Annotated in this window: 18 protein-coding genes; 14 read left to right on the forward strand and 4 right to left on the reverse strand. The window is 68.9% G+C overall.

The features are described 5' to 3' along the window. The first annotated feature begins 27 nt into the window (after window positions 1–27). The 8 genes from infB to ACJ8AT_RS20055 all read left to right on the forward strand — a co-directional run bounded on the left by infB (window position 28) and on the right by ACJ8AT_RS20055 (window position 11,698). Window positions 28–3,204 (forward strand): translation initiation factor IF-2, encoded by a 3,177-nt coding sequence (infB, locus tag ACJ8AT_RS20020; protein WP_407739369.1) that lies wholly within the window; start codon window positions 28–30, stop codon window positions 3,202–3,204. 79 nt (window positions 3,205–3,283) lie between these two features. After that, window positions 3,284–3,856, forward strand: coding sequence for a DUF503 domain-containing protein (locus ACJ8AT_RS20025; RefSeq protein WP_407739370.1), 573 nt, complete (start codon window positions 3,284–3,286; stop codon window positions 3,854–3,856). After that, complete coding sequence (gene rbfA / locus ACJ8AT_RS20030; RefSeq protein WP_407739371.1) at window positions 3,853–4,212, forward strand: 30S ribosome-binding factor RbfA; 360 nt, start codon at window positions 3,853–3,855, stop codon at window positions 4,210–4,212. Before ACJ8AT_RS20025 ends, rbfA begins: the two co-directional genes overlap by 4 nt. Window positions 4,213–4,246: 34 nt before the next feature. After that, entirely contained in the window at window positions 4,247–5,116 is an 870-nt protein-coding gene (gene truB, locus ACJ8AT_RS20035; protein ID WP_407739372.1) for a tRNA pseudouridine(55) synthase TruB, read from the forward strand. 11 nt (window positions 5,117–5,127) lie between these two features. Then, window positions 5,128–5,454, forward strand: coding sequence for a hypothetical protein (locus tag ACJ8AT_RS20040; RefSeq protein ID WP_407739373.1), 327 nt, complete (start codon window positions 5,128–5,130; stop codon window positions 5,452–5,454). 127 nt (window positions 5,455–5,581) lie between these two features. Then, a complete protein-coding gene (rpsO, locus tag ACJ8AT_RS20045; RefSeq protein WP_224245426.1) occupies window positions 5,582–5,851 on the forward strand; it encodes a 30S ribosomal protein S15 in 270 nt (89 codons plus the stop codon). A gap of 375 nt (window positions 5,852–6,226) precedes the next feature. After that, window positions 6,227–8,395: a polyribonucleotide nucleotidyltransferase gene (pnp, locus tag ACJ8AT_RS20050; protein WP_407739374.1), complete on the forward strand. Its 2,169-nt coding sequence runs from the start codon at window positions 6,227–6,229 to the stop codon at window positions 8,393–8,395. Window positions 8,396–8,515: 120 nt separating this feature from the next. Beyond that, a complete protein-coding gene (locus tag ACJ8AT_RS20055; protein ID WP_407739375.1) occupies window positions 8,516–11,698 on the forward strand; it encodes a protein kinase domain-containing protein in 3,183 nt (1,060 codons plus the stop codon). A 48-nt stretch (window positions 11,699–11,746) separates the two neighbouring features. Here the strand turns inward: ACJ8AT_RS20055 and ACJ8AT_RS20060 are convergent, their stop codons facing one another. The 4 genes from ACJ8AT_RS20060 to ACJ8AT_RS20075 all read right to left on the reverse strand — a co-directional run bounded on the left by ACJ8AT_RS20060 (window position 11,747) and on the right by ACJ8AT_RS20075 (window position 19,687). Further along, the gene (locus ACJ8AT_RS20060; protein WP_407739376.1) at window positions 11,747–15,712 is read right to left on the reverse strand and encodes a serine/threonine-protein kinase PknK; all 3,966 of its coding nucleotides are present in this window, start codon (window positions 15,710–15,712) and stop codon (window positions 11,747–11,749) included. Between the two features lie 102 nt (window positions 15,713–15,814). After that, window positions 15,815–16,765 (reverse strand): hypothetical protein, encoded by a 951-nt coding sequence (locus ACJ8AT_RS20065; protein ID WP_407739377.1) that lies wholly within the window; start codon window positions 16,763–16,765, stop codon window positions 15,815–15,817. A 39-nt stretch (window positions 16,766–16,804) separates the two neighbouring features. Further along, complete coding sequence (locus ACJ8AT_RS20070) at window positions 16,805–18,184, reverse strand: serine/threonine-protein kinase (protein WP_407739378.1); 1,380 nt, start codon at window positions 18,182–18,184, stop codon at window positions 16,805–16,807. Between the two features lie 123 nt (window positions 18,185–18,307). Continuing rightward, window positions 18,308–19,687 (reverse strand): serine/threonine-protein kinase, encoded by a 1,380-nt coding sequence (locus ACJ8AT_RS20075; RefSeq protein WP_407739379.1) that lies wholly within the window; start codon window positions 19,685–19,687, stop codon window positions 18,308–18,310. 140 nt (window positions 19,688–19,827) lie between these two features. On the opposite strand from ACJ8AT_RS20075, the gene ACJ8AT_RS20080 reads away from it, so the two are divergent. The 6 genes from ACJ8AT_RS20080 to purB all read left to right on the forward strand — a co-directional run bounded on the left by ACJ8AT_RS20080 (window position 19,828) and on the right by purB (window position 26,676). Then, a complete protein-coding gene (locus ACJ8AT_RS20080) occupies window positions 19,828–20,628 on the forward strand; it encodes a hypothetical protein (protein ID WP_407739380.1) in 801 nt (266 codons plus the stop codon). 9 nt (window positions 20,629–20,637) lie between these two features. Next, window positions 20,638–21,648, forward strand: a complete 1,011-nt coding sequence (locus ACJ8AT_RS20085) for a M23 family metallopeptidase (RefSeq protein ID WP_407739381.1) — start codon at window positions 20,638–20,640, stop codon at window positions 21,646–21,648. A gap of 63 nt (window positions 21,649–21,711) precedes the next feature. After that, window positions 21,712–22,170, forward strand: a complete 459-nt coding sequence (dut, locus tag ACJ8AT_RS20090) for a dUTP diphosphatase (RefSeq protein ID WP_407739382.1) — start codon at window positions 21,712–21,714, stop codon at window positions 22,168–22,170. A 95-nt stretch (window positions 22,171–22,265) separates the two neighbouring features. Further along, window positions 22,266–24,431 carry a protein kinase domain-containing protein gene (locus tag ACJ8AT_RS20095; RefSeq protein ID WP_407739383.1) on the forward strand — a complete coding sequence of 722 codons (2,166 nt, stop codon included), beginning with the start codon at window positions 22,266–22,268 and terminating at the stop codon, window positions 24,429–24,431. Continuing rightward, window positions 24,428–25,366 carry an ABC transporter substrate-binding protein gene (locus ACJ8AT_RS20100; RefSeq protein WP_407739384.1) on the forward strand — a complete coding sequence of 313 codons (939 nt, stop codon included), beginning with the start codon at window positions 24,428–24,430 and terminating at the stop codon, window positions 25,364–25,366. Before ACJ8AT_RS20095 ends, ACJ8AT_RS20100 begins: the two co-directional genes overlap by 4 nt. Further along, window positions 25,363–26,676 (forward strand): adenylosuccinate lyase, encoded by a 1,314-nt coding sequence (gene purB / locus ACJ8AT_RS20105; RefSeq protein WP_407739385.1) that lies wholly within the window; start codon window positions 25,363–25,365, stop codon window positions 26,674–26,676. Before ACJ8AT_RS20100 ends, purB begins: the two co-directional genes overlap by 4 nt. Window positions 26,677–26,710: the final 34 nt, after the last annotated feature.

Raw genomic sequence — 26,710 nt, forward strand, 5'->3', positions numbered from 1 at the left:
TAGGCGGAGCAGAAGGCCAAGCAACGTATGTCGAAGAAGCGCGTTCACGAAATCGCGAAAGAGCTCAAGGGCCACGGCATTGAGCTCGATAACAAAGAGGTCGTCACCGAGCTGGCGGCGCTCGGGTATGACGTCAAGAGCCACTCGTCTTCGCTCGATGACGATCAGGCTACCGCCGCGGTCCAGAAGATCCTGGACAAGCGCAAGCCGAAGCAGGCCGCGGCGCCGGTAACGGCCAAGGGCTTCGTGGTGCGCCGCAAGGTCGGCCCGCCCTCGGGCCCGTCCGGCGATGGGACCCACGAGGCGCAGCACGCCGCCGAGGCCCACGCCGCTCAGACTGAGTCCCATGAGGCGCCTCAGGCCGCTCAGTACGAGCAGCCTGCCGCCGCCGAGGCGCCTCAGGCTGCCCAGCACGAGCAGCCTGCCGCTACCGCCGAGGCGCCTCAGGTTGCCCAGCACGAGCAGCCCGCCGCCGCCGCCGAGGCTCCGAGGGCTGCCCAGTCCGAGCAGCCCGCCGCTGCCGCCGAGGCTCCGAAGGCTGCCCAGCCCGAGCAGCCCGCCGCCGCCGCCGAGGCGCCTCAGGTTGCCCAGCCCGAGCAGCCTGCCGCTGCCGCCGAGGCTCCGAGGGCCGCTCCCGCGCGTCCCGAGGCCCCGGCTGTTCCCCAGGCCGCCCAGCCGCCGGCGGCTCCTCCGCAGCGCTTCCCTACGCAGGAGAGGTCTCACTTGCCCTCGACTCCGCCGCGCACGTCGGTTCCTCCGACAGTCCGGACGCCCGGTACGCAGGCGACCGTCATCTCCAGGCCTCCTCCGGGAGGCATGTCTGGCCGTCCCGGGGGGCCGCAGGGTGGCCGTCCCATGGGTCCTGGTGGCCGTCCCGGTGGCCCGGGCGGTCAAGGCCGTCCTGGGGGTCCAGGCGGTCAAGGCCGTCCCGGGGGTCCGGGCGGTCAAGGCCGTTCCATGGGTCCGGGCTCGGGTCCGGTGCGTCCCACCTCGCCTGCCGGAGGGGCTCAGGCCTCGGCCCAGCCGGGGCAGAACGTCACCATGGTGGGAGGGGTGCCTCACGCTTCCTCGCAGCAGGAGGGGCGTCAGATGCGCCCCACGGCGACGCAGGCCGTCGTCATCTCGCGCCCGCTGATCCAGGTCCGCCGCGTCACGCCGACCACCACGCAGCAGAAGCAGTACCCGATGGCGCCGGGCAAGAAGGCCATTGGCGAGGTGCGCGAGTTCAGGGTCGTCCCGGATCACGCCGGGCGGGGCCGCGAGCTGGTCGACGTCTCGAAGAACAAGGACAAGGCACCGCGCAAGCGTGGCGGGGCCGCCGAGACCGCCGTCTCCAAGCAGGAGCTGTCGGATCTCGTCTGGGGCCGCGTCAACATCCCCATCCGGGGCAAGAAGAAGAAGCCCACGAAGAAGGGCGCGAAGACGCAGATCACCCAGATGGCCGAGGAGAAGAAGGTCATCAAGCTCCAGGAGGGCATCAGCGTGTCCGACCTGGGGCAGCGCATGGGTATCCGCACCTCGGACATCATCAAGAAGCTGATGGGGCTGGGGAAGATGGCCACCGCCAACCAGATGGTCGACGCCGACACGGCGGAGCTCATCGCCACCGACTACGGCTGGAAGGTGGACCGGGTGGGCTTCGAGGTCGAAGACTACCTGCCCGAGCTGGAGGCCAAGCCCGAGGACGAGCGCACCCGTCCGCCGGTCGTCACGGTCATGGGCCACGTCGACCACGGCAAGACGAGCCTGCTGGACGCCATCCGCGCCGCCAACGTGGCCTCGGGTGAGGCCGGCGGCATCACCCAGCACATCGGCGCCTACAGCGTCACCACGGCGCGCGGCGACATCACCTTCCTGGACACGCCGGGCCACGAGGCCTTCACGTCCATGCGCGCCCGCGGCGCCAACGTGACGGACATCGTCATCCTGGTGGTCGCCGCGGATGACGGCGTGATGCCGCAGACGGTCGAGGCCATCAAGCACGCCAAGGCCGCCGAGGTGCCCATTGTCGTCGCCATCAACAAGATGGACGTGCCGGGCGCCAACCCGGACCGCGTGAAGAAGGATCTGGCCAACCACGAGCTGACCCCCGAGGAGTGGGGCGGCGACACCATCATGGTGCCCGTCTCGGCCAAGCAGAAGATGGGCCTGGACCTGCTCTTGGAGAACGTGGTCCTCCAGGCCGAGGTGCTCGAGCTGACCTCCAACCCCAGCCGTCCGGCGGTGGGCGCCATCATCGAGGCCAAGCTGGATCGCGGCCGCGGCCCCGTGGCCACCGTGCTGGTGCAGGAGGGCACGCTCAAGCTGGGCGACGCCATCGTCACCGGCACGCACTACGGCCGCGTGCGCGCCATGAACAACAGCCGTGGCGAGATGGTCAAGGAAGTGCTGCCCGGCTACTGCGCCGAGGTCATTGGCCTGTCGGGCGTGCCCACCGCGGGTGACGCCATCAACGTGGTGGCGGACGAGAAGGCGGCCAAGCAGATCGGCGACCACCGCGCCATGAAGGAGCGTCAGACCGAGCTCAGCAAGGTCAGCCGCGAGACGCTGGATCAGCTCTTCGCCAAGACCAAGGCGGGCGGAGGCCCCAAGGAGCTGCGCGTCGTCATCAAGGCGGACGTGCAGGGCTCGGCCGAGGCCGTCAAGCAGGCCCTGACCAAGCTGACCGGCCCGAAGGTGCGGGTGGAGATCATCGACACCGGCGTGGGCGCCATCACCGAGTCGGACGTCATGCGCGCGGCCGCCTCCAAGGGGCTGGTGGTGGGCTTCAACGTGAAGCCGGAGTCCGGCGCGGAGTCCGCGGCCAAGGCTCAGCAGGTGGCGCTGCAGACCTACAGCATCATCTACGAGCTCATCGATGGTGTCCGTACGGCCATGGAGGAGCTGCTGGAGCCCATCCGCACCGAGCGCAAGCTGGGCCGCGCGGAGGTCCGCAACACGTTCAACGTTCCGAAGCTGGGCACCATCGCTGGCGCGGCCGTGCTGGACGGCGTCATCAAGCGCGGCGCCTTCGTCCGCCTCATGCGCGAGAACAAGCAGCTGTTCTCCGGGAAGATGGCGTCGCTGCGCCGCTTCAAGGACGACGTCAAGGAAGTGGCTCAGGGCTTCGAGTGCGGTATCGGCATCGAGAACTTCAACGACCTCAAGCCGGGCGACATCATCGAGGCCTACGAAATCGAAGAGACGCGCCAGAGCCTGACGTAAGCCCCTCGTCGCCTTCGGCGTTGTTCACCGGTGGCCCCGGCGGCTGGCCCATGTGCCGCCGCCGGGCTGAGGGTCTCTCATGTTCGTTTGTGTCGCACGCCTCACCCTGCAGATTCACGAGAGCGGCTCGCTCAAGGCCAAGCGCCAGGTCCTCCGCCGGGTGACCGACCGGGTGAAGGCCCGCTTCAACGTCGCGGTTGCCGAGGTGGCCGACCAGGATCTCTGGCAGAAGGCCACCATTGGCCTGGCAGTCGTGGGCAACGAGCGCGCCCACGTGGATGAGCAGATGGAGAAGATCATCCACTTCGTGGAGGAGATGTACGTCGCCCCGCTGATGACCCGGGAGAAGGAGATCCTCGCCTTCGGGGACAAGCTCTTCGCCCACGAGGTGGCGCCCGCCCCCTCCCAGGCTGACGACGAGCAGACGGAAGAAGAAGCGGAGGGCTTGAGCACCGAGGAGCTGATTGCCAGCTTGAACCGGGCGGAGCGCTCCATGGCGGAGGCCGAGGGGATGGCGGACTGGGATCGCCGGCACGAAGGCCGGGAGAGCGTTGGCAAGCCGGCGCCCTCGGGTGGGGGCCCGTTGACGCTGGATGAAGCCCGGGCGCGCGCTCGCAACCTGCGCAACCCCCGGGATTGGGAGAAGAAATGAGTACGCATTCTCGACCGGAGCGCGTGGGCCAGGAGATCCAGGTCGCCATTGGGCAGATCCTCGCCCGCGGCGAGCTGAGGGATCCGCGCATCGGCTACATCACCATCACCGGCGTCAAGGTCTCTCCGGATCTGCGCGTGGCCCGCGTCTTCTATTCCATGCTCGGCACCCAGCAGGAGCGTGAGGAGACGCAGAAGGGGTTGGACGCCGCCAAGGGCTACGTGCGCCGCGAGGTGACGGCCGCCGTGAACCTGCGCGTCTCTCCCGAGATCTTCTTCAGCTTCGATGAGTCCGTGGGTGAAGGGGACAAGATTGACCGCCTTCTGCGCGAGGTCCGCCAGAAGGAGGGCTGGTAACCGCGTCCCGCGGCATCCATGATGTAAGGCGTTCATGGACGGCGTCCTCGTCATCGACAAACCCTCGGGACCCACTTCTTTCGACGTGGTGCGGCAGGTGCGCGCGCTGCTGAAGGTGAAGAAGGCCGGGCACACCGGAACCCTCGACCCCATGGCGACGGGCGTGCTGCCCATCTGCCTGGGGGAAGGCACCAAGGTGGCGGGCCTCATCACCGAGGGAGACAAGGCCTACGAGGCCACCGTGCACCTGGGCGTGGAGACGGACACCCAGGACGCTCAGGGCAAGGTGACGGCCGAGGCGCCGGTGCCGCCCCTGACGGTCGCGCTGCTGGAGCAGGCGCTCGCGCCCTTCCGAGGCACCTTCGCGCAGGTTCCGCCCATGTACTCGGCGGTGAGGGTGGCCGGGAAGCGCCTGTACGAGCTGGCTCGGGCTGGTGAGGAGATAGAGCGGGCGAGCCGTCAGGTGACCGTCTACGAGCTGACGCTGAGGGACTTCTCCTCCAACCGGTTGAAGCTCTCGGTGCGCTGCTCCAAGGGCTTCTTCGTCCGCACGCTGGCGTATGACATTGGCCGGGCGCTGGGCTGCGGGGCCCACCTGGAGGCGCTGCGCCGCACGGTGAGCGGGCCTTTCGTGCTGGCCCAGGCGCTGCCGCTGGCCGAGCTGCCCACGCTGGCCCAGGACCGGGCTGTGGTGGCGCGCAAGCTGCTGCCCATCTCCGAGGCGCTCGCCCACCTTCCTTCCCTGCGCGTGAGCGCGGCGGACGCCGCCCGCGTTACCCATGGTGTGCCGCTGGAGGCCCCGCCCATGCCGGGGCGCATCCGGGTGCTCGGGCCGGACGGGGCGCTGCTGGCCGTCGCCGAGGTGGTGAAGGGCCGGCTGAGCTATCTGCGCGTGCTCGCCTGACAGGGGCGTTCTTGGCCAGAGCCTTCGATATCACCGTGGTGGTGGCCCCGACGCTCCGCAACGCCTTCGAGGGGCGCTCCCAGGTCAGCCTGGGCCTGCCCTCCACCGCCGACATGGGGGATGTGGTGGAGACCCTGCTGCGGCTCTACCCGCGCACCCGGAGCCTGCTGGCCGGGGATGGGGGCATACCGGGCGGGCGTTACATGCACCTCGTGCTGGATGCGGGCTCGGTTCAGAGTCCGGCCCAGGGGCGGGGATCGCTCTCTGCTGGACACAAGGTGTTCGTCTTCGCCCTGTCCCGTCCTCCAGCGAGCAACCAACCGGGCCTAGAAGGTTGACCCTGTAGGTCCGTGAAGCTTATAAGCCCCCCGCCTGTTAGTAGGGCAATGCCCGGTCTGTACCCCTCCGCGGACCGCGGCTTCTCAGGAAGTTCCACCGGAGCGGGAGAGACGAAGAGAGAGAACGATGTCGCTTCATCAGGAACGCAAATCGGAGCTCGTGACGAAGTTCCGGACCCACGAGACGGACACCGGGTCCCCCGAGGTGCAGGTGGCGCTGCTGTCCGAGCGCATCAACATGCTCACCGAGCACTTCAAGACCCACAAGAAGGACCACCACTCGCGGCGGGGCCTTCTGAAGCTGGTCGGTCAGCGCCGCCGTCTCCTGGACTACCTCAAGACCAAGGACACGGCCCGCTACCGCAAGCTCATCGAGGGCCTCGGTATCCGCAAGTAGGCCCGTAGCACCCGGGGCGCTGGCAATCACCAGCGCCCCTCGCGTTTGTTGGTGTCGTTTTCAGTCGGTGTCGTTTGGAAAGAAGCGGGGCGAGGTAGGAGCAAGGGCGGGTGCAGGCGGAGGTTTTGGTTTCCGTTCGGAGGGGCTGACTGAGGTTGGAAGTCGGCCCTCGCGATCAGGGATCAAAACTTCGCAGGATCCCTCCGGCGCTCCCAGGCGCCCCATGCAGTCAGACCGCGGTTGCCCGATTCCGCCTGTCCCAAGGCCCGGCGACCGCTCATCACCCGGGGCCCCCTCCGGGGCGTGGACCCACTCTCGAAAGGCGAGGGAGGGGCCGCGCACGGCAGGGGCCTTTCAGGAAGCAAAGGCAAGGACATGCTGAAGAAGAGCGTCAAGATTGGCGACAGTGAGCTGAGCATTGAAGTGGGCCGCATGGCCAAGCAGGCCGACGGCTCCGTCGTGGTCCGCTACGGCGACACGATGCTGCTCGTTACGGCCGTGAGCGCGCGAGAGAAGAAGGACGTCGACTTCCTCCCGCTGACGGTGGAGTACCAGGAGAAGCTGTACTCGGCCGGCCGCATCCCCGGCAGCTACTTCAAGCGCGAGGGCCGGCTCACGGAGAAGGAGACCCTGGCCAGCCGTCTGGTGGATCGCTCCTGCCGCCCGCTGTTCCCCGAGGGCTACGCGTACGAGACGCAGGTCATCGCCAGCGTCATCTCCGCGGACCCGGACAACGAGGGAGACATCCACGGCATTACGGGCGCCTCGGCGGCGCTGTGGGTCTCGGACATCCCGTTCAACGGTCCCATCGCGGGCATCCGCGTGGGCCGCGTGGATGGGAAGTTCGTGGCCAACCCCACCATGAAGCAGCGCGAGCAGAGTGACATCGACCTGGTCATGGCGGTGAGCCGCGAGGCCATCGTCATGGTCGAGGGTGGCGCCGAGGAGGTGACCGAGGCGGACATGGTGGCCGCGCTCGAGTTCGGCAAGCAGGCCGTGCAGCCGGCGCTGGACATCCAGGACGAGCTGCGCCGCGAGCTGAACAAGCAGGTGCGCGCCTACGAGAAGGCGCCCACGGTGGACGAGGGGCTCAAGGCCAAGGTGCGCGAGCTGGCCTGGGACGGCATCGTCAAGGGCTACACCATCAAGGAGAAGGCGGCGCGCTACGAGGCGCTCGGCAAGGCCAAGAAGGAGACCATCGCCAAGCTCAAGGAGCAGATGGCCGAGGCCTTCACCCCCACGGTGGAGAAGCACGCCAAGTCCGTGGTGGAGGACTTGAAGTACGAGCACATGCGGCAGATCACCGTGGATGGGGGCCGCATCGGCGCCCGTGGGCACGCGGAGGTCCGGAAGATCACCTGCGAGGTGGGCGTGCTCCCGCGCACCCACGGCAGCGCGCTGTTCACCCGTGGCGAGACGCAGGCGCTGGTGGTCACCACGCTGGGCACCAGCGAGGACGAGCAGCGGCTGGAGCTGCTGGGCGGCATGGCCTTCAAGCGCTTCATGCTGCACTACAACTTCCCGCCGTTCAGCGTGAACGAGACCAAGCCGCTGCGCGGCCCGGGCCGCCGCGAGGTAGGCCACGGCGCGCTGGCCGAGCGGGCGCTGCGCAACATGGCGCCCAAGAGCGAGAGCTTCCCGTACACCATCCGGATCGTCTCGGACATCCTGGAGTCCAACGGCTCCTCGTCCATGGCCTCCGTGTGCGGCGGCACCCTGGCGCTGATGGATGCGGGCGTGCCCATCAAGGCGCCGGTGGCGGGCATCGCCATGGGCCTGGTGAAGGAGGGCGAGAAGATCGCCATCCTCTCGGACATCCTCGGTGACGAGGACCACCTGGGCGACATGGACTTCAAGGTGTGCGGCACCAGCAAGGGCATCACGTCCATCCAGATGGACATCAAGATCACCGGGCTGACCACGGAGATCATGAGCCGCGCGCTGGAGCAGGCGCGTCAGGGCCGCATCCACATCCTGGGCGAGATGCTCAAGGCGATGCCCGAGGCGCGCAAGGAGATCAGCCAGTACGCCCCGCGCATCACCACCATCCAGATCCGTCCCGAGTACATCAAGAACGTCATCGGGCCGGGCGGCAAGGTCATCAAGGACATCATCGCGCGCACGGGCGCCTCGATTAACATCGAGGACTCGGGCCGGGTGGACATCGCCAGCGCCAACTCGGATGCGGTGAAGGCGGCGATCGCGATGATCCAGGCGCTCACGCGCGAGGCGGAGATCGGGAAGATCTACACGGGCACGGTGCGGAAGATCGCCGAGTTCGGCGCCTTCGTGGAGCTGTTCCCGGGCACCGACGGGCTGATCCACATCTCCGAGCTGTCCGACAAGCGCGTGAAGAGCGTGTCGGACGTGCTGAAGGAGGGGGACGAGGTGCTGGTGAAGGTGGTCAGCATCGACAAGACGGGCAAGATCCGCCTGTCGCGCAAGGAGGCCATGGCCGAGCGCGCCGCCGCTCAGCAGCAGGCCGCCGCGCCCACCACGGGTGACGGGGCGCCCGCGCCCACGCAGCCGAACGCCAAGGCCTGATTCGAGGCCGGGTAGCACCCACGGCGCCCTCTTCCACCTCCGGGTGGGGAGGGCGTTCGTGTTTCTGGGCGCCACTCGGCTGGGTAGCCAGTTCCGGCATTTTGGTGGTTTGCTCCTGGCATGAAGCGGCCGCCCAGCGAGGAAGCTCTCTCAACGAGTACCTTCGTCCGGGAAGACGCAGAGGAGAATGAGACTCGGAAGGAATCCGGCCTGCGGGGCCGGACCTTTCTGGACGGTGCAATGGTCGCCGGGCGCTACCATGTGGTACGTTTCGTTGCACAGGGCAGCCAAGGCGAGGTGTACGCGGTGGAGGATACCGCTCTACGCGAACGCGTCGCCCTGAAGACCATCCGTATGGAATTGGCTTCCCGACCGGATGTGCTCAAGCGATTCAAGGACGAGTTGCGTCTGGCGCGCCGCGTGACGCATCCGAATGTCTGCCGGGTGTTCGATCTGGGCGAGCACCGCGGCGAACTGGAACTCGGGCGGCAGTCCCAGCCCGTGACGTTTCTCACCATGGAGATGCTGGAGGGGGAGACCCTCCATGAGTACGTGGCGCGGAATGGGCGGATACCGCCAGCTCAGCTCCTGCCACTGGCAGAGCAGATGGCCTCGGCGCTCGATGCAGCTCACGAGGCCCAGATTGTCCACCGGGACTTCAAGAGCAGCAATGTGGTGCTGCTTCAGTCCCGTCCATCCTCAACGTACGCTCGCGTGGTGGTGACCGATTTTGGTCTGGCTTTGGGCATGGCGTGGAAAGACACCTCGGAGTCCTGGCGGGGTGGCTTCATCGGAACTCCCAGCTACATGGCCCCCGAGCAGGTGAGAGGTGAGGCCGTCTCCCCGGCTTCAGACATCTACTCCTTCGGAGTAGTCCTCTACGAGATGGCCACCGGGCGCCTCCCGTTCATCGCGGAGACGGTCATGGCCACCGCCCTTCAACGGCTCCAAGGGCCACCACCTCCTCCTCGGACGTGGGCTCCAGAGTTGGAGCCGCATTGGGACCAGGTGCTCCTGCGCTGTCTGGCGCAGAGTCCTCGGGAGCGTTTTGCCACCGCCTCTGAGGTTGTCGACGCGCTCCGGGGGAAGAGCGGCACCTTCGTCGCTGCTCCTCCCCTGCCAGGGCCAGCGGCGCCCGCCAACCCGGCCCCGGTTCCCGTGACACGAAAGGTCGTGGCGGTGCTTGCGCCTCACAGCCTCTGGGCCCGCGCGGAGACAGCGTGGATGTCCACGGCGTTCGCGGAGATGTTGTCCGCGGAGTTGGCTGCTGGCGGACAGGTGCGCCTGCTCTCCGGGGAGGAAGTCGCCCAGATGCGACGGGAACTAGCGCTGCCTGAGAGTGAGAGCTTTTCCGCGGACACTCTGCGGCGAATCCGAGCCCACTCTGGGGCAGACCTGGTGCTCTCGGGCACTTATCTCGCCCTTGGGCATGGAGAGTCCTCGACCCTGAGGATGGACCTGCGCCTGCAGGACAGCTCGACGGGCGAAGCGAGCATCCGGCTGACGGAGGTAGGAACGGAGCGCGAACTGCTGACGTTCCTCTCCCGTGTGGGCTCCACCCTGCGAGAGCGGCTGGGGTTGATGCCGCTCACCTCCGAAGAGGTTCACCAGGTTCGTCACACCATGCCTGCCAGCGCCGAGGTCACACGGCTCTACGCTGAGGGATTGGCCTGTCTGCGGGCCCATGATGTGGCGGCTGCCGTGAAGTGGCTCGAGCAGGTAACAGAGAGGGAGCCCACCTTCGCGCTCGCCCACTCCGCGCTGGCAGCGGCGTATCAGCGCTCGTCCTTCATGGAGCGCGCGAAGGTGGCCGCACGCCGTGCCTTTGAGCTGTCCCAGGGTTTGCCACCCGAGGAGCGCCTCTTAGTCCGCGCCCGCCACCACGAAGCCCAGGCAGAGTGGACTCAGGCCATCGAGGCTTATCAGCAACTCCTGGAGTGCTCCCCCGATACGGTGGAATATGGCGTGGCGCTCGTGTCAGCCCAGGTGTGCGCGGGACAGGTTCGGGACGCTTTGGCAACGGTCGAGGCGCTGCGGCGGTTGCCTCCGCCCATGGGAAATGACTCCCGTATCGATCTGGCAGCAGCGAACGCTCAGGCGTTCTCCTCGGACTTCACTGGGAGCTATCATTACGCCTCCGTCGCGGTGGACAAGGCACGTCAGGCAGGGCAGGGGGGAATCGCAGCTACCGCGCTCTTGATGCAATCGGGCTCGCTGCGCAACCTTGGCAATGTCACGCACGCCGCGAGCCTCTTGGAAGAAGCAGAGCGGTTGTTCCTTGAGAGCGGAAATCATGGGGGAGCGTTGCGTGCCATGTACCAGCGTGCCATCACGCTGGTGGATCGGGGCAAGCTGAGAGAAGCGGAGAGTGTCTATGGCACGGCGATTCGCCGGGTCTCGAGCTTTCGGGGCTCGGAGCTCGAGGCGGACATCCTGGCGAATGCTGCCTGGGTCTACTGCCATCTTGGAGATCTCGCCGAGGCTTTGCGGCTCATCCGCGAGGCGATGGAACTTTACCGGCGGTTGGAGTTGATCCCTGAGGTCACCCACTACAGCATCCAGCTCGGCATGGTGCGCCGACATCAGGGCGCGATGGAAGAAGCCCGACACCTCCTGGAGCAAGCAGCTCAGGCGGCCCGGGAAGCGGTGGGGGACGAATTCACGGAAGCCTGGGCACAGTATGAGTTGGGTCAGCTTTTCTTCGATCAGGGTGAGCTGTCACGGGCACGCGCTCACTTGGATCGCGCGCTCTTGCTGCGGCGAGGGCGGAGGCTTCAAGCCTTTGCGGCGGAGACAGAACTCAGCCTGGCCAGGGTGGCTGTTGAAGAGGGGAAACCTGATGAGGCGCTCCGCGTGCTGGAGCAGGTGCTTGCCGCCTATGCGGAGCCACGTACCCCTGACAAGGAGGGGCTGGCGCGAGCAATCATGGCCCAGGCGCTGTTGGCGAAAGAGAGCCTCGGCGCGGCCCGCGAAGCGATAGTGCAGGCACGCAGCCTGGCTGGCCAGAGTGAGAACTTCGTCATCATGGCGGAAGTGGCGCTCACCTATGCCCGCTGCTTGAGCCGGAGTGGAACGTTGCTGGAGCGGGAAGAGACATCGCGGCACCTCCAGGCCCTTTTCGCGCGGGCCCGGCAGGGAGGACTGAAGAGCGTTGAGCTCCAGGCAAGGCTCGCGCTGGCGGAGCTTGAGGAAACAGTGGGAGAGGTATCGCTCCAAGCCACCTACCTGGCCATCGCGGGGGACGCGAACCAACTTGGGTATATGACCATCGCCAGAAGGGCCGAAGCGGCCACGCGGCGGTGAGATCGGCACGGCAGGGAATGTACCGCCGGGCACTGGCGCTTCCGCCCGCTACGTGCCGAGCGCCTGCCGCAGGCTGTGGCGCAGCCGTGGGCGCATGATGGTGGGAGTGTGCTCCGCGCGCCGCAGCGCCTCTTCCAGCAGCCGCACGGCTTCCTGGCGCTCGCCCCTCTTGAGCCGCGCGAGGGCCAGCACCTCCAGCACCTCCAGCGGCTCCTGCTCCACGGAGCACTTGTCCGAGCGTGCTTGCAGCGCCTGCCACTCCTCGGCCGATGCCGGGCGGGTGGTCAGCTCTACCAACGACAGGAGGACGGACTCGGAGGGGCTCCACTCCGCTCCCGGGCGCTCCGCCAGCACCTGGCGGATGGTGTCCAGGGCGTGTCGAGCTGGTACTTCCTTGCCCTCGTAGGCCAGCACCCGCGCGTAGAGCAGCAGCCCCCAGGGCCGCGGTGCCACCTCCGGGTGGTGCCGCTCCAGCTCCATCGCTCGGGCGATGTGGGCCATGGCCGTCCGGGTGTCTCCTGCCTGGTAGTGCAGCTCTCCCAGGTTGTGCTCGGCGAAGTACTCCCAGCCCACCATGCCCAGCTCGCGGCCCAGCTGCTTGAAGCGGTGCTGGTCTTCCAGTGCCCGTGGAAGGTTGTCGAGCGCCACCCAGAGGTTGCGGCGGTTGTTGATGGCGGCGCCCAGGTGCAGCCTGTCTCCGCGCTCGGTGCACGCGGTGATGCACTCCTCCAGCACCCGCTGGGCGTCGTCGATGCGGCCCAGGTTGGGGAGGATGAAGCCCAGCAGTATCAGGCAGACGATGCGCGACTCGTAGCCGGCATCTCCCAGATCGCGCGCCTGCTCCGAGGCGGCTGCCAGCAGACCCCGAGCGTTCTCCCACTGGCCCAGGCGCCACTGCGCGCGGCCCATGCCCAGCAGCAGCCGCACCTGCAGCATGCGCGAGTCCTGCATCGAGGTGGTAGCCAAGGCCATCGCCTGGAGGACGCGCTCCTCGGAGCGCACCCAGTCGTTGCTCCAGTCGAAGGCCGTGGCCTCGTCCAGCATCACCTCGATCTCCTCGCGCGTGTTGCCGAGCTCCCGCGCCATCTGCCGGGCGCGGGCCAGGTCCGCCAGCGAGTCCTCGTAGCGGCCCACGCGGTAGCGCATCAGCCCGCGGCCCCGGAGCGCGGTGAGGCAGCGGGAGTCGGCGGTCTGCGGCAGCAGCTCCAGGGCCCGGCTGTAGGTGGCCTCCGCCTCCAGGTAGGCGTGACGGCCGCGGGCCGACTCGGCCAGATCGATGTAGAGCGAGGCAGCCTCCGAGTGCAGGCCCGCGCAGGCCGCGTGGAAGGCAAGCCGGGGAAGGAAGCGCGATTCGCGGGCGCTGGCCTCCATGTAGAAGAGGTGGGCCGCGTGGTGGAGGCGCCAGCGCTGCGTCTCGGGGAGGGAGCGGGCCACTTCTTGGCGGATCAGCTCGTTGCGGAAGCGCAGGCCCTCTTGGGGATGGTCCACCAAGGGCCCCAGCTCTACCAGCCGGCGGGTGGCGTGGCGTGCATCCAAGGGAAAGTCGGCTGCCCCATCCTCGCGCTCCAGCGCGCTCACCACGCCCTCCACCTCGCCGAGGGTGAAGTCACCGCCGAGCACTGCGCACAGGCGGGCGTGGGAGACGAGCTCCGCGGGCAGGGCTCCCAGCTCGTGCTGGGCCAGCCACTCCACCAGCCGGAGCTCCGGCATCCGGTCCAGCTCGTCGGTGGCCAGGTACCAGCTCCCGCCCGAGCGCTGACGCACCATGCCCTGGCGCTTGAGGCCGCGCACCAGCTCCACGATGAAGAGGGGCGTGCGCTGGGCGCGCTCGGCCAGCTGCTCCAGGGCCTCGGCGGGCACGTTCTCGGCGGGGCGCAGCCCGGTGCGGCAGAGCTCCATGGCCTCTGGCAAGGGCAGGGGGCCCAGGCTCAAGGTGGTGCGGCGGGCGGCGCGCGTGGCCCAGCGAGGCCGGCTGCGCTCGAAGCCGGGGCGGGCTAGCACGCAGATCCACAGGGGCAGCTCGGACTCGGCGCGGGTGGCGTACTCGAGCGCATCCAGGGCCACGTCCTCGGCGAAGTGAGCGTCATCCAGCAGGAACAGGAGGGGGCGGACACGGGCAGTGGCGGCCAGCAGCTCACCCGTGGCACGCACCGCCAGCGAGCGCAGGGCGCCCGGCGCGGCGGCCAGGCTTCGCAGGTCGGCGGAGGCTCGCCACCCCAGGTAGAAGGACACCGAGGGCCACAGCTCCTGCGCCAGAGGCGCTCCCAGCAGCTCCTCGCACCGCGTGCGGCAGGCGCTCCCATCTCCCTCCGGCTGGGCGGCGCACTCCCCCAGCACCTCGTGCAGCAGCAGGCGCAGGGTGCTCTCGGGATCGCCCTGCACGGGCTCCCGCGCGCGCAGCGAGACCACCCGGGCCTCGGGTTCCTGCTCTCGGAGGAGGTGGACGAGCGCCGTGGCCAGGTGGCTCTTGCCCTGGCCTCTGTCTCCCAGCACGGAGGCGAGCGTCGGGGCCCGCCCATGCACTGCCCCCCGAGCGCTCTGCACCAACTCCGCCAGCTCTCCCTGGCGGCCCACCAGTACGCCGTTGGCCAGCTGCACCACGCTGGTGTCCTCGCGGGCCGCTTCGGGCAGGGCCCGGCGGAAGAGGCCCTGGCGCTCGGGGATGGGCACGCACTTCAGCTCCGGGAGGCCCTCCAGTGCCACCGTTGTCAGCAGCAGGGTGGGAGGATCCTCCTCCGTGGGGTAGCGCTCCCACTGGGAGAACAGCGGCGTGAGGTAGCGCGGGGGCCCCTGGGGGCGGCGCTGCACCCTCACCAAGGCCACGTCCACCAGGGCGTTGGCGGCCACGCCCTCGGCGCACAGGTGCTCGGCGCACAGGTGGGCGCGCTGGAGGGGATTGGCCTCCGCTTCCGGATCGAAGACGGCGGCGAAGCGGGTCCCGTCGCGGAAGGCGAGCTGTCCTCCGCTCCGCGCCAGCGCCTTCTGCACCGCGAGGGGATTGGCGCCCGAGCGCAGGAAGAGCAGGGCCACGGAGCGGTGCTGCGAGGCGGCAGGGCGAGCCGGCGCGCCCGAGGCATGCGAGGGTGCCGCGGAGGGGTGCTCGAGCGCGTACCGCAGCGCGGCGGCCAGCTCCTGGGCGGAGGCGTAGCGGCGGGAGCGCTCCTTGGCCAGGCAGCGCAGCACCACCTCCTCGAGGGTGGCGGACACGGGCGCCAGCTCCGAGGGGCGCGGGGGACGGCGAGAGAGGTGGGCCTGACGGACATCCGCCGCGGCACCGAAGAAGGGAGTCCGGCCGGTGAGCATCTCGTAGAGGATGACGCCCAGCGCGTACACATCCGTGCGCTCGTCCAGGTCCTCCTCACCGGCGCACTGCTCGGGAGCCATGTACTCGGCGGTGCCGGCCTGGGCGAGCCCTCGCGCGGAATCCGCCTCGGGAGGGCTCGGGGACAACGGCCGTGCCAGGCCGAAATCGAAGAGCCCCAGCGCCCCCTTCGCTTCGTCGAGGAAGATGTTCTCCGGCTTGAGATCGCAGTGGATGAAGCCACGACGATGGACGGTGTCGAGCGCCTGCGCCAGGGCGAGCGCGGCCTGGCCCGCCTCGGGCAGCGGACCATTCTTCTGCGCCAGCCGCTGGGCGAGCAGCGGATGGGGGATGAACTGCATGACGAAGTAGGGAGGCCCGTCGGCCAGCCAGCCCGTCTCGTAGACCTCGGGCACGGTGGGAGGGCCGACGGCCCGCAGTGCCTCGAACTCCAGAGTAAAAGCATTCCCAGCCGGTGGGTGGGCGCGGTGCAACACCTTGATGGCGACGCGCAAGCCATCGCGCCGACGCCGGGCCGCCAGCAGGGTGCCGAAGCCGCCCTGGGCCACCGTGTGCTCCAGCTCATAGCCGGGGAAGGCCAGCGCAGGCAGGGGCTTGGGCGTGGCGGGAGGCTCGCTCGAAGGCGAGGCCCCCTGGAGGCAGAAGAGATGGCCTCCCTCCCAGCGCTGTCCGCATGTCAGGCAGCGTGGCATGCGCTGCTCCCTGGAATCAGACACGGCCCGCCGACCGCGAGCCGTAGAGTGTCCATTCAGTTTGCCATCAGTCTGCCCATTCTGCCCAGGTGGGGGAGAACTTCAGGGGCAAGGGCCGCAATCCCTGCAGTTGTTCGGGGTGAAGCCCGTTCCGCAGGACTCGCTGATCTGGCAGACGCCGTCGCCGCAGACATAGACATCCGACTTCTTGATCCGAGTGGTCAACGCCCGATAGGACTTCCCGTTGTAGTAGCAGGTCTGGAAGTAATTATGTGCGTAGTCGGGGGTGCAGAGCGCCGAGCAGTTGCTCACGTGGTGGATGGGCGCACACTGATCCCCAGCGCCCGCAACCTCCAGCCCGCAGGCCCGGACGCTGCTCTGCGTGCTGAGCAGGTATGAGTCATTGCCCGCGAAGATGCCTTCATTCTGGAAGAGGTTGCCGAAGAAGCAGGCCTCCTTCTGGGCGAAGATGCTGAACTCGCCCCACCCCACGGGAATCGGAGAGTTATTGGCCTTCAGCCCCTGGATGGAGATGTTCACCTTGACGCCATACTTGTTGGTGTGAGCCGCGAGGCAGGCCGTGATGAGCTGCTGCTCGAGCTCGGTGGCGGGAGCGCCGCCTGCCCAGCCGGGCGTCAGGCCCAGGTTGCCATTCCATTTATGCGTGGTGTTCGTCACGGGGTTGGTCCAGGTGAGGCTGGAGCCATGGGAGACGGCACACGCCGTGACGTACGACATGACCATATCCGCCAGGGCGGGATCCTGGTTGAACCAGTCGACGAACGAAGCGCTGTTCAAAGTGCTCAGGCTCAGGCCATTGGAGCCCAGGCCGTTGGAGCCCAGGCCGTTGGAGCCCAGGCCGTTGGAGCCCAGGCCATTGCCCTCTCTCAACTCAGAGGCCTGGCTCGCCAGCTCCTGAGGGGCGTCCGGCTCTTCCAGGGAGGGATCCCCGCAGCCACCTGCCAGGAGCGCGAGCAGGACCGCCGGCAGCACACGCAAGCAGGTCTGCCGGTCCAACAGCGACCGGTGAATGCACGAGGAATACCTTGCCATGAACAACCTCCGGGGGGATGAGTGTTTGGTGAAGTGTGCTCAGGAGGCGCAGACGCGCCGGGCCTCGGGCGTGGTGGCGAACCCGCTGGCATCGCGTACGACCCAGCCCGCGGTGTCCGCCAGGGGGCCTCCGGTGATCTCGACGCTGTCCGGTCCCTGCCGTGCCTCCACCTGGCCCACGTGGACACAGAGGTGGACGCTCACGCGTGAGCCCGCGGCTCGCGTCTGAGCCCGCTGGTGGAACCCGCGGGCGGCGGCCAGCAACGCGGCGGGCTTCAAGGCCGGGGGCGCATCCAGCAGCCGCACGCCCAGCAAGGCCATGCCCATCTGCTCTGCCAGGATGAAGCCCGCATCGCGCAGCTCCTGCTCCAGCGCGTCGAGCACCTCGGAGACGGTGGTGTACGCCGCATCATCCTCGTCTCCCGGGACCAGCACTCCCTCCGCATGGATGACGAAGGCGCGCGCGCTCCGGTTGTCAGCGGAGGCCTGCTCGGCAGGAGTGGAGGTCACGGCCTCTCGGAGCGCGGAGACGACAGCGGCGACGGTCGGGAAGCGCCGGTGCGCCTCCTTCTCCAGACAGCGCAGCACCACGGCATCCACGGCGGGAGACACGGGAGCGCGGGCGCTCGGCCGAGGTGGCGGATCCTCCAGATGCATTCGCTCGACCTCGAGCCGGTTCTCCGACTGGAAGGGGTGTTGGCCCGTCAGCATCCGGTAAAGCAAGACTCCGAGCGCGTAGATGTCCGTGCCGGGACCGATGACGCCGCCACGGATCTGCTCGGGAGCCATGGCGTGGGGGGTGCCCAGGCGCTCGCCATCCGTGGTGAGTCCGGGCTCGCCGGGCTCGGGGTGAAGGATCTTGGCGATGCCAAAGTCCAGCAACTTCACTTGGGGCGGCAGCGCTTCGGAGACGATGGCCACATTGCTGGCCTTGAGATCGCGGTGCACCACACCGGCCCGATGAGCCGCCTCGAGCGCGGTACAGACTGGCTCCAGGAACTCCAGCGCGCGATCAGGCGCGAGCCGTCCACGCTCCTGCAGCAGGTGGCCCAGCGTCCGCGAGGGCAGCAGCTCCATGACGTAGTAAGGGCTTCCGTCTGGCAGCAGGCCAAAGTCATAGATGTTCACGATGTTGGGGTGGCGGATCTGGTTCACCACCTGGGCCTCGCGGACAAAGCGCTGCAGCATCTCTCCCTTGTTGCTCAGGTGGGAGTGCAACACTTTCAGCGCGGCGCGCCTCCCGAGGATGCGGTGCTCGGCCTCATAGACGGTGCCATGGCCTCCCGCTCCGAGCACGGCCTGCAGCACGTATTCACCTGCGAGCGAGCCGGGGCCTGGCTTCCAAGCAGGCCGCTGCTCCCTCGACAGGAGCGGGGTGCCGCCCGGTTGCATGAAGCGAGTGCTCAACGTGTCTGGCATGGCTGCCATTGTACGAATGTGCAGGCAGCTACCCGCGATGGCCCCGTGGGGAGGGCTGGTTGTCGACTAGCCATCACAGGAGCAGGCGGTCCTCTTGGACACCTTGTGTTTCCAAGCGCTGCTTCAGCAATCGCAGGCACGCTGGGCGTCGGGTGTGATGGCAAACCCGCTGGCATCGCGCACGAGCCAGCCTGTGGTGTCAGCCAAGGGGCCTCCGGTGACCTCGAGGCCATCAGGGCTTTGCCGTGCCTCCACCTGACCCATGTGGGCACAGAGGTGGACGCTCACGCGTGAGTTGGCCACCCGCTGCTGCGCATGCTGATGGAGCTCACGGGCCACCTCCAGCAGCAGGGAAGGCTTCAACGGGGGAGGGTCGTCGAGCAGCCGCACGCCCAGCAGGGCCATGCCTGTCTGCTCGGCCAGGATGAAGCCCGCGTCGCGCAATTCCTGCTCCAGCGCGTCGAGCATCTCGGAGACGGTGGTGTAGGCCGCATCGTCCTCGTCTCCCGGAGCCAGCACTCCCTCCGCATGGATGACGAAGGCGCGAGCGCTCCGGCTCTCGGAGGCGGCCTGTTCGGAGGTGGGTGGCGCCACCGCCTCCTGAAGCGCCGCGAGGACCGCCGAGACGCTCGGGAAGCGCCGGTCCGCTTGTTTTTCCAGGCAGCGCAGCACCACGGCATCCACGGCGGGAGACACCGGAGCGCGGGCGCTCGCCCGAGGCGGAGGAGCCTCCAGGTGCATCTGCTCCACCTCGAGCGGGTTCGGTGAATGGAAGGGGTGCTCACCGGTCAGCATCCGGTAGAGCAGGATCCCCAGCGAGTAGATGTCCGTGGCGGGGCCAATGAGGCCGCCGCGGATCTGCTCGGGCGACATGGCGTGGGGAGTGCCCAGGCGCTCGCCGTCCGTGGTGAGGCCGGGCTCGCCGGGCTCGGGGTGGAGGATCTTGGCGATGCCGAAGTCCAGCAGCTTCACGACGGGGGATTGCGCCTCGGAGACGATGGCCACGTTGCTGGCCTTGAGATCGCGGTGCACCACGCCGGCCCGGTGAGCGGCCTCCAGCGCGGCGCAGATCGGCTTCATGAACTCCAGCGCGCGCTCGGGAGAGAGCCGGCCACGCTGCACCAGGAGATCACTCAGCGTCCGCGAGGGCAGCAGCTCCATGACGTAGTAGGGGCTGCCGTCCGGCAGCACGCCGAAGTCATAGATGTCCACGATGTTGGGGTGGCGGATCCGGTTGATGAGCTGCGCCTCGCGCACGAAGCGATGCAGCATCTCTTCCTTGTCGTTCAGGTGGGAGTGCAACACCTTCAGCGCGACGCGCTGCCCGAGGATGCGGTGCTCGGCCTGATACACGGCGCCGTGGCCTCCCACGCCGATGACCGTCTGGAGCATGTATTCGCCCGCGAGCGAGCCAGGACCGGTTCTCCACGCGGCCCGCTCTTCTCTCGACAGGCGAGGAGCGCCATCCGAGGCCCAGAATGACGAGCTGGAGGTCTCTTCCATGGTTGTCATTGTAGGGACGGGTGCGCCTGTGACGGCGATCGCCCTCCGGGGCGAATCAACTGTCGAGTAGCCAGCAGAACGGGGAAAGATCGTCCGGCTGGCTCGCGCGTTGAAGGCGCGAGCACGTCCCCGGAGCCTCCGTGTCCCTGTCCCCCCTGACGCCTCCCGCCAAGCCCTCCGGCCCGCTCTCGGGGCTCTCGCGCTTCATCGGAGGGTTCCGCTGGGCCTTCATGCCGCTGGGACTGCTGGCCCTCATCGCCGTGGGAGTCCATGCCGCGGCGGACACGCTCGATGACCGGCTCCTGTCGCTGGTGGACATGGCGGATGCCACGTTCGACCGGCTCGTGGGGGCCTACAGCTTCTCCGAGGGGCTGGTGGATCTCATCTCGCTGGAGCGGCGCACCTTCATCGCCCGGGTGCTGGCCCTGTCGTGGGAGCTGTCCGTGGACCTGGTGCTGGCCTTGCCGGCGCTCGGCTATCGCGAGTCCAGGGCCTCCCCGGAGGCAGAGCCCTGGCGCAAGTACCTCGCGCAGGACACGCGCCCCACCTGGCGCCAGCTCTTCCTTCGCTCGCTGCGCAAGCCCACCACGGTTCGCTGGACGCGCCCGCTGGCCACGGCGGGCGTGGTGCTCGCGGGGGCGTGCGCGGTGGCGCGGCTCCTCCAGGGCTCGGTGTACCTCTCCTGGCGCGAGCTGCTGGGAGAGCGGGCGGCGGACGCGGCGGCGCGGGGCCTGGCGCTGGGGGCGCTGGTGGGGATCCTCGTGACGCTGGGGTGGCGCGCGGTGCTGCGCAACCTGCAGCACGCGGACACCGCCTCGCAGGAGAACGTCCACAACCGGCTGCAGGCGCTCTCGTATGGGCTGGTGGGCTCGGCGCTGGCGGTGCCCCTGGCGATCGCCGCGGTGCTGGATGCCTCGCCCCTCCTCTCCTTCCTGCGCTGAGGTGGCCCCGTGTTCTCTCGCAACGCACGCGGCCTGCTCGACTTCCTCATGGCCGCCCTGTGTCTCTGGACGGCCTACCACCACACTCCCGCCGGAGCGCTGGTGCGGCGAGGCGCCGCCTGGGCCTTCCACACCCGGAGCACCGCTCGCCCGCTGCTGGCCTACTACGATGGGGTGAGCAGCTCGGGGGTGACTACCTCCGCGCTCGTGCCGGAGTCACCGCTCGTGCGTCCGATCGCCGAGGTGGGTCCGCTCGCCTATGGCACCCACCTCGCGTTGAGGGGGCTCCAGCCGAAGGCGCAGAGGCCCGCGCTGGCGCTGGCCGCCGAGCTGGGCGTGTCCTCCGAGGCGCTGCTGGATGAGGCCCAGGGGCCCGTCGCCGCGCGCAAGCTCCTGGAGGCCCTCTCGGGAGACTTCCCGAGCGAGGAGGCCCGCCTCACCGCCGTGTTCGCGGGGCGCATCCCCGCGCGCTATGCCCTGGATCGGGTGTCGGCCGAGGGCGGTGCGCTCACGCTGGAGCGGATCTCTCGACAGCTCCCGCCCGGCTTCGAGGACGCGACGGTGGCGGCGGCCCAGGCGCTCGCGCTCACCACGGCGTTCGGGCTGGCATGGCCCGTTCCGGAGAGCACGCCCATCACGAGCCCCTTCGGCTACCGCATCCACCCCACGCTGGGCACTCGGAAGATGCACACGGGCGTGGACCTCAGCGTGCCTCAGGGCACCGAGGTCCACGTGGTGGACGACGGCATCGTGCGCCGGGCGAGCGAGGACTCGGTGAACGGCCGGGTGCTCATCATCGACCACGGCCGAGGCGTGTCGACGGCCTACTGCCACAACTCGGAGCTGCTGGTGAAGGTGGGCCAGCACGTGAAGCGGGGCGAGATCATCGCCCACTCGGGCAACACGGGCCGCTCCACGGGGCCGCACGTCCACTACCAGCTCGAGCTGTCCTCGCAGCCCGTGGATCCGCTGCGCTTCCACGCCGGCCCGCACGCCGTGGCCAGCGACTCTCACCTCTGAGGAGGATCAAGGCCGGCATATCGCTGCTGACGAAGGCGAGGGTGCGTGCTACTCCCGGCGGCCATGTCTGCTCGCCTGACCCTCCAGGTCCGCCGTGTGCGACCTGACCAGCCGGATCCGCTGCCGCTGCCTCGCTACGAGACGGCCCAGGCCGCCGGGATGGACTTGCGAGCCGACATCGAAGGAGAGCGGACGCTGCGGCCCCTGGAGCGCCTGGCCGTCCCCACCGGACTCGCCCTCGCGCTGCCTGCCGGCTACGAGGGCCAGGTGCGCCCCCGCTCCGGGCTGGCGCTCAAGCACGGCGTCACCCTGCTCAACGCGCCGGGCACCCTTGACGCGGACTACCGGGGCGAGGTGCACGTCATCCTGGTGAACCTCTCCCAGGAACCCTTCACCCTGCGTCGGGGGGACCGGGTGGCCCAGCTCGTGGTGGCGCCCGTCACCACGGCCGAGATCCAGGAGGTCGCCGTCCTGGACGCCACCTCGCGGGGGGAGGGTGGGTTCGGCTCGACTGGAAGATGACATGGGCTCGTTCCTTGCTGCCCTGGGAGAGAGCAGGATAAGGAAGGTATGGGCCGCCCTCCCCAGGCCCCTGAAGGAGCTGGAGTCCCTCCCCCGTGCTCTGCTACCGCTGCGGCAGCCACGTCCCTGATACGACCGATACCTGTCCGACCTGCGGCCAGAAGTTCGACGCGGCGGCCCGGCAGGCGGCGGGTGCGTCCGCGCGCAAGCGGGGAGGCGTCGAGGGAGCCCCCTACAAGGCGGGGGACACCCTGGCCAAGCGCTTCACCATCCGGGAGCTCGTCGGCGCCGGGCCCGTGGGCTACGTCTTCCGAGCCCTCGACACGACGCATGACGTCGAGGTCGCCCTCAAGGTCATCAACCCCCGGCTCCTCCAGGAGCCCGAGGAGCGCACCCAGTTCTCGCTGGTGCTGAAGGTGGGCAAGAAGCTCAACCACCCGTACCTGTCCCGCGTGTACGAGGAGGGCTTTGATCAGGACCGGCCGTACTTCACCGCGCAGCTCATCGAGGGCATGACGCTGCGCCGGATGATGGAGATGCGGGGCGCCAAGGGGCAGCCCTTCACCCTCCGGGAGGTGGAGCCGCTGCTGACCCAGCTCGGGGCCGCGCTTGATGCCGCGCACCGGTATGGGCCGCACTCGGACCTCAAGCCGGAGAACGTCATCGTCCTGCCGGACGTGCTCAAGGTAACGGACTATGGGCTCGCGCTGGGCATCCCTCGTCCGCCCTTCGTCCAGGCCCAGAAGGGCTACCGCGCCGAGGCCTACATCGCCCCCGAGTATGTGTCCGGCGGCGAGATCGACGCGCGCATGGACATCTACTCGCTCGCGGTCATCGTCGGCGAGATGCTCACCGGGCTGATGCCGGACGCGGACGGCATCCCCCAGCTGTTGATGAAGAACCCGGACCTGCCGCCCGCGTTCGAGGCCCTCTACCGGCGCGCGCTCAACGCCAATCCGCTGGCGCGGCCCAAGACCGCCGGCGAGTTCGCCGCCGAGTTCTCCGCCATCGCAGCGAAGGGCCCGGCGGCGCTGAAGCGCCCGTCCCGGACGATGCCGTCCCTGGGGAACTCGGCGCTGGCCTCCACTGCGCGCAACGCGGAGAAGCCCCCGCCGCCGGTGCCCACGGATCAGCTCCCCATCGCCAGTGTCTCGCCGCCGGTGGTGGCACGTCCGCCCGCGAAGGAGGAAGCGCCCGTCGACGCCACCCAGCCAATGGATGCGGCGATGCTGGAGGCCATCATGGCGGCTCCGCCCGTGCCCGCCGCGAAGCCGGATGGGACAGGCAAGCCTCCCGATTCCCGTCCCGCGGCGGAGGGGCGCTCCGGGAAGAGCTCGGCGGGAGAGCCGTCCTCCTCTTCGTCACCGGCACCGGCCGCGAATTCTCCCCGGGCGCCCGGGCTCGCGGCCCCCGCGCCTCGGCAGCCTCCGAAGCCTGGAGTCGCTGCTTCCCGCTCCGGGAAGAAGGTGGAGAAGCGGCCCATGCCGGTCATCTGGCTGGTGCTGCTGACGATCGCCGGGCTGGTGGTGGGTTCGGCCGGTGGCTATCTGCTGCTCAAGCGGCTGCGGACGGGCACTCAGGGAGGAACCCTGCCCGTGGAGCCGCCCAGCCCAGGGCCAGGGCCGCTCACGACACCCCCGGAGTCCGCGGAGGTGGATCCGATGGCTCCCGCGATCCGCTGTCCTTCCGGGATGAAGCTGGTGAGCGGAGGGACCTTCAAGTTGGGCGCGGATCCGAGCGACTCGGACAAGCTGTCGGATGAGCACCCGCTGCAGAGCGTCGAGGTGGGCTCCTTCTGCGTCGATGAGTACGAGTACCCCAACAAGGCCGGGGTGAATCCTCGAGTCAACGTGAGCTGGACGGAGGCGGTGCAGGCTTGCAACGACGCGCACAAGCGGCTGTGCACGGAGCAGGAGTGGGAGAAGGCGTGCAAGGGGCCGGGCAACGCGCGCTTCCCCTACGGGAACACCTTCGATGCGAGCCGCTGCAATGCCGACGATGGCTCGGGGCAGGTTCGAGCGCTGGTCCCAGCCGGCCGCTTCCAGCAGTGCCGCTCGGCCTACCAGGTCGCGGATCTCTCCGGCAACGTGGCGGAGTGGACGGCCTCGCCCTTCGAGGGCAGCAGCGAGAACAAGACCCAGAAGGGTGGGGCCTTCGACCGGGGCCGCTATGCGGTGCGCTGCTCGGCTCGGATCAACGGCATCCCCACGGAGCAGAAGCCGGACGTGGGCTTCCGCTGCTGCGCGGAGGTGCAGCCGTGAGGAGCGCTCGGGCCATCCTCCTGCTTGCGCTGCTGCCAGTGGTGGCCTCCGCCCAGGCGCGCCCGAAGGTGGTGGCGGTGAAGTCCTCGGCGCTCGCGCCGTACGCGTCCGTGATCGCGGGCTTCCGCGCCGAGGCCGACGCCGATGTGCAGGAGGTGGTGCTCGACGAGAGCCCCGCCACCGCCGCGCGTGTCTTCAAGGCGGTGGCGATGCAGAAGCCGGCCCTGGTGCTGGCAATCGGGCCGCTGGCGGCCAACGCCGCGCGCCGCTCGTTGGGCGAGGACATCCCCGTCCTCTTCGTCATGGTGCCCTACTTCGAGAAGTATGGCCTGGAGGGGCCCAACGTCACCGGCATCGCGCTGACGAGCGACTACACGCCGGAGCTGGGAGCGCTCAAGGCGATGGTGCCCAAGGCGACGCGGGTGGGGATCCTGCATGATCCGCGCTTCTCGGCCAAGCAGGTGCAGACGGCGCAGGCGGCGGCCAGCTCGGTGGGGTTGACCATCGTCCCGCTGGAGGTGGACGGGCAGGGCAAGGTGGAGAAGGTGCTCGAGCGCTCCGCGAACAAGGTGGACGCGCTGCTGATGGTGGCGGACAAGACGGTGGCCAACACCGCCGTGGTCCAGGCGCTCATCGCCTTCTCCACCGCGCAGAAGATCCCCCTGGTGGGGCTGACTCCCAGCCAGGTGAAGGAGGGCGCCACGCTCTCGCTCGCTCCGAGCCCCACGTCCATCGGGCAGCAGGCGGGACGGCTCGCCAACCGCATCGTCCACGAGAAGGTGGACCCCGGAGCGCTGGCGGTGGCGCAGCCGGAGGGCATGGATCTGGCCATCAGCCTCACCGCCACCCGGAAGCTGAGCTCCTCCTGCGACGTCGCGATGGAATTGCTCCGGTACGCGGCCAAGCGGGACTTTCCCGTGAAGGTCTTCGAGTGATCCCACGCTACAGCCGACAGGAGATGGCCTCGCTCTGGTCCGACGTCGCTCGCTACCGCCGCTGGCGGGATGTGGAGCTCGCCGCGCTGGAGGGCATGGCCGAGGCGGGGCTGGCCCCCAAGGAGGCGCTGGAGGACTGCCGGGCGCGCGCCGGGGACTTCACGCCGCAGGATGCCGCGCGCATCGAGGAGATCGAGCGCACCACCAAGCATGACGTGATCGCGTTCCTCACCTTCATGGAGGAGCGCATTGGCCCGAGCGCCCGCTGGCTGCACCTGGGGATGACGTCCTCGGACGTGCTGGACACGTCGCTAGGGCTCACGATGCGCGACGCGCTGGATCTGATCCTCCAGGGGCTGACGCGGGCGATGGCGGCGGTGGAGAAGCGCGCCTTCGAGCACAAGAACACGGTGATGATGGGGCGCAGCCACGGCATCCACGCCGAGCCCATCACCTTCGGGCACAAGCTGGCCATCTGGTACGACGAGCTGAGCCGCGGCCGGGCCCGGCTGGAGCACGCACGGGAGGCCATCGCGGTGGGGATGATCTCCGGCGCGGTGGGGACGTTCGCGCACCTGCCGCCCTCGGTGGAGGAGCACGTGTGCCGCAAGCTGGGGCTGCACGCGGAGCCGGCCTCCAGCCAGATCATCCAGAGAGACAGGCACGCGGAGTTCTTCTCGGCGCTGGCGCTGCTGGGAGCGAGCATCGAGAAGTTCGCGGTGGAGATCCGCCACCTGCAGCGCACGGAGGTGCGCGAGGCGGAGGAGCCCTTCACCCCGGGCCAGAAGGGCTCGAGCGCCATGCCGCACAAGCGCAACCCCATCCTCTCGGAGAACCTGACGGGGCTGGCGCGGCTGCTGCGCGGCTACGCGGTGAGCGCGCTGGAGGATGTGGCGCTGTGGCACGAGCGGGACATCTCCCACTCCTCCGTGGAGCGCGTCATCGGTCCGGACGCCACCATCCTGGCGGACTTCATGCTGCACCGCTTCGCGGGGCTGATGGAGAACCTGCGCGTCTACCCCGAGCAGATGGCGAAGAACGTGGAGCTGCTGGGCGGGGTGGTGAACTCACAGCGGATTCTCCTGGAGCTGGCGCGCAAGGGGATGGATCGGCAGGCCGCCTACGTCATCGTTCAGCGCAACGCGATGAAGATGTACGAGGAGGGCGTGGGCTTCCGGGAGTCGCTGCTCAAGGACGCGGACCTGCTGAAGATGATGACGCCTGAGGAGATCAACGACTGCTTCTCCACGGGCTACCACACGCGGCACGTGGACGACATCTTCCGCCGCGTGTTCGGGCGCAGCGAGTAGGCCCGGGTCGAGCCTCGCCGTCACGGCGCCCAGA

Source organism: Hyalangium sp. (assembly GCF_045802625.1).
GTDB lineage: Bacteria > Myxococcota > Myxococcia > Myxococcales > Myxococcaceae > Hyalangium.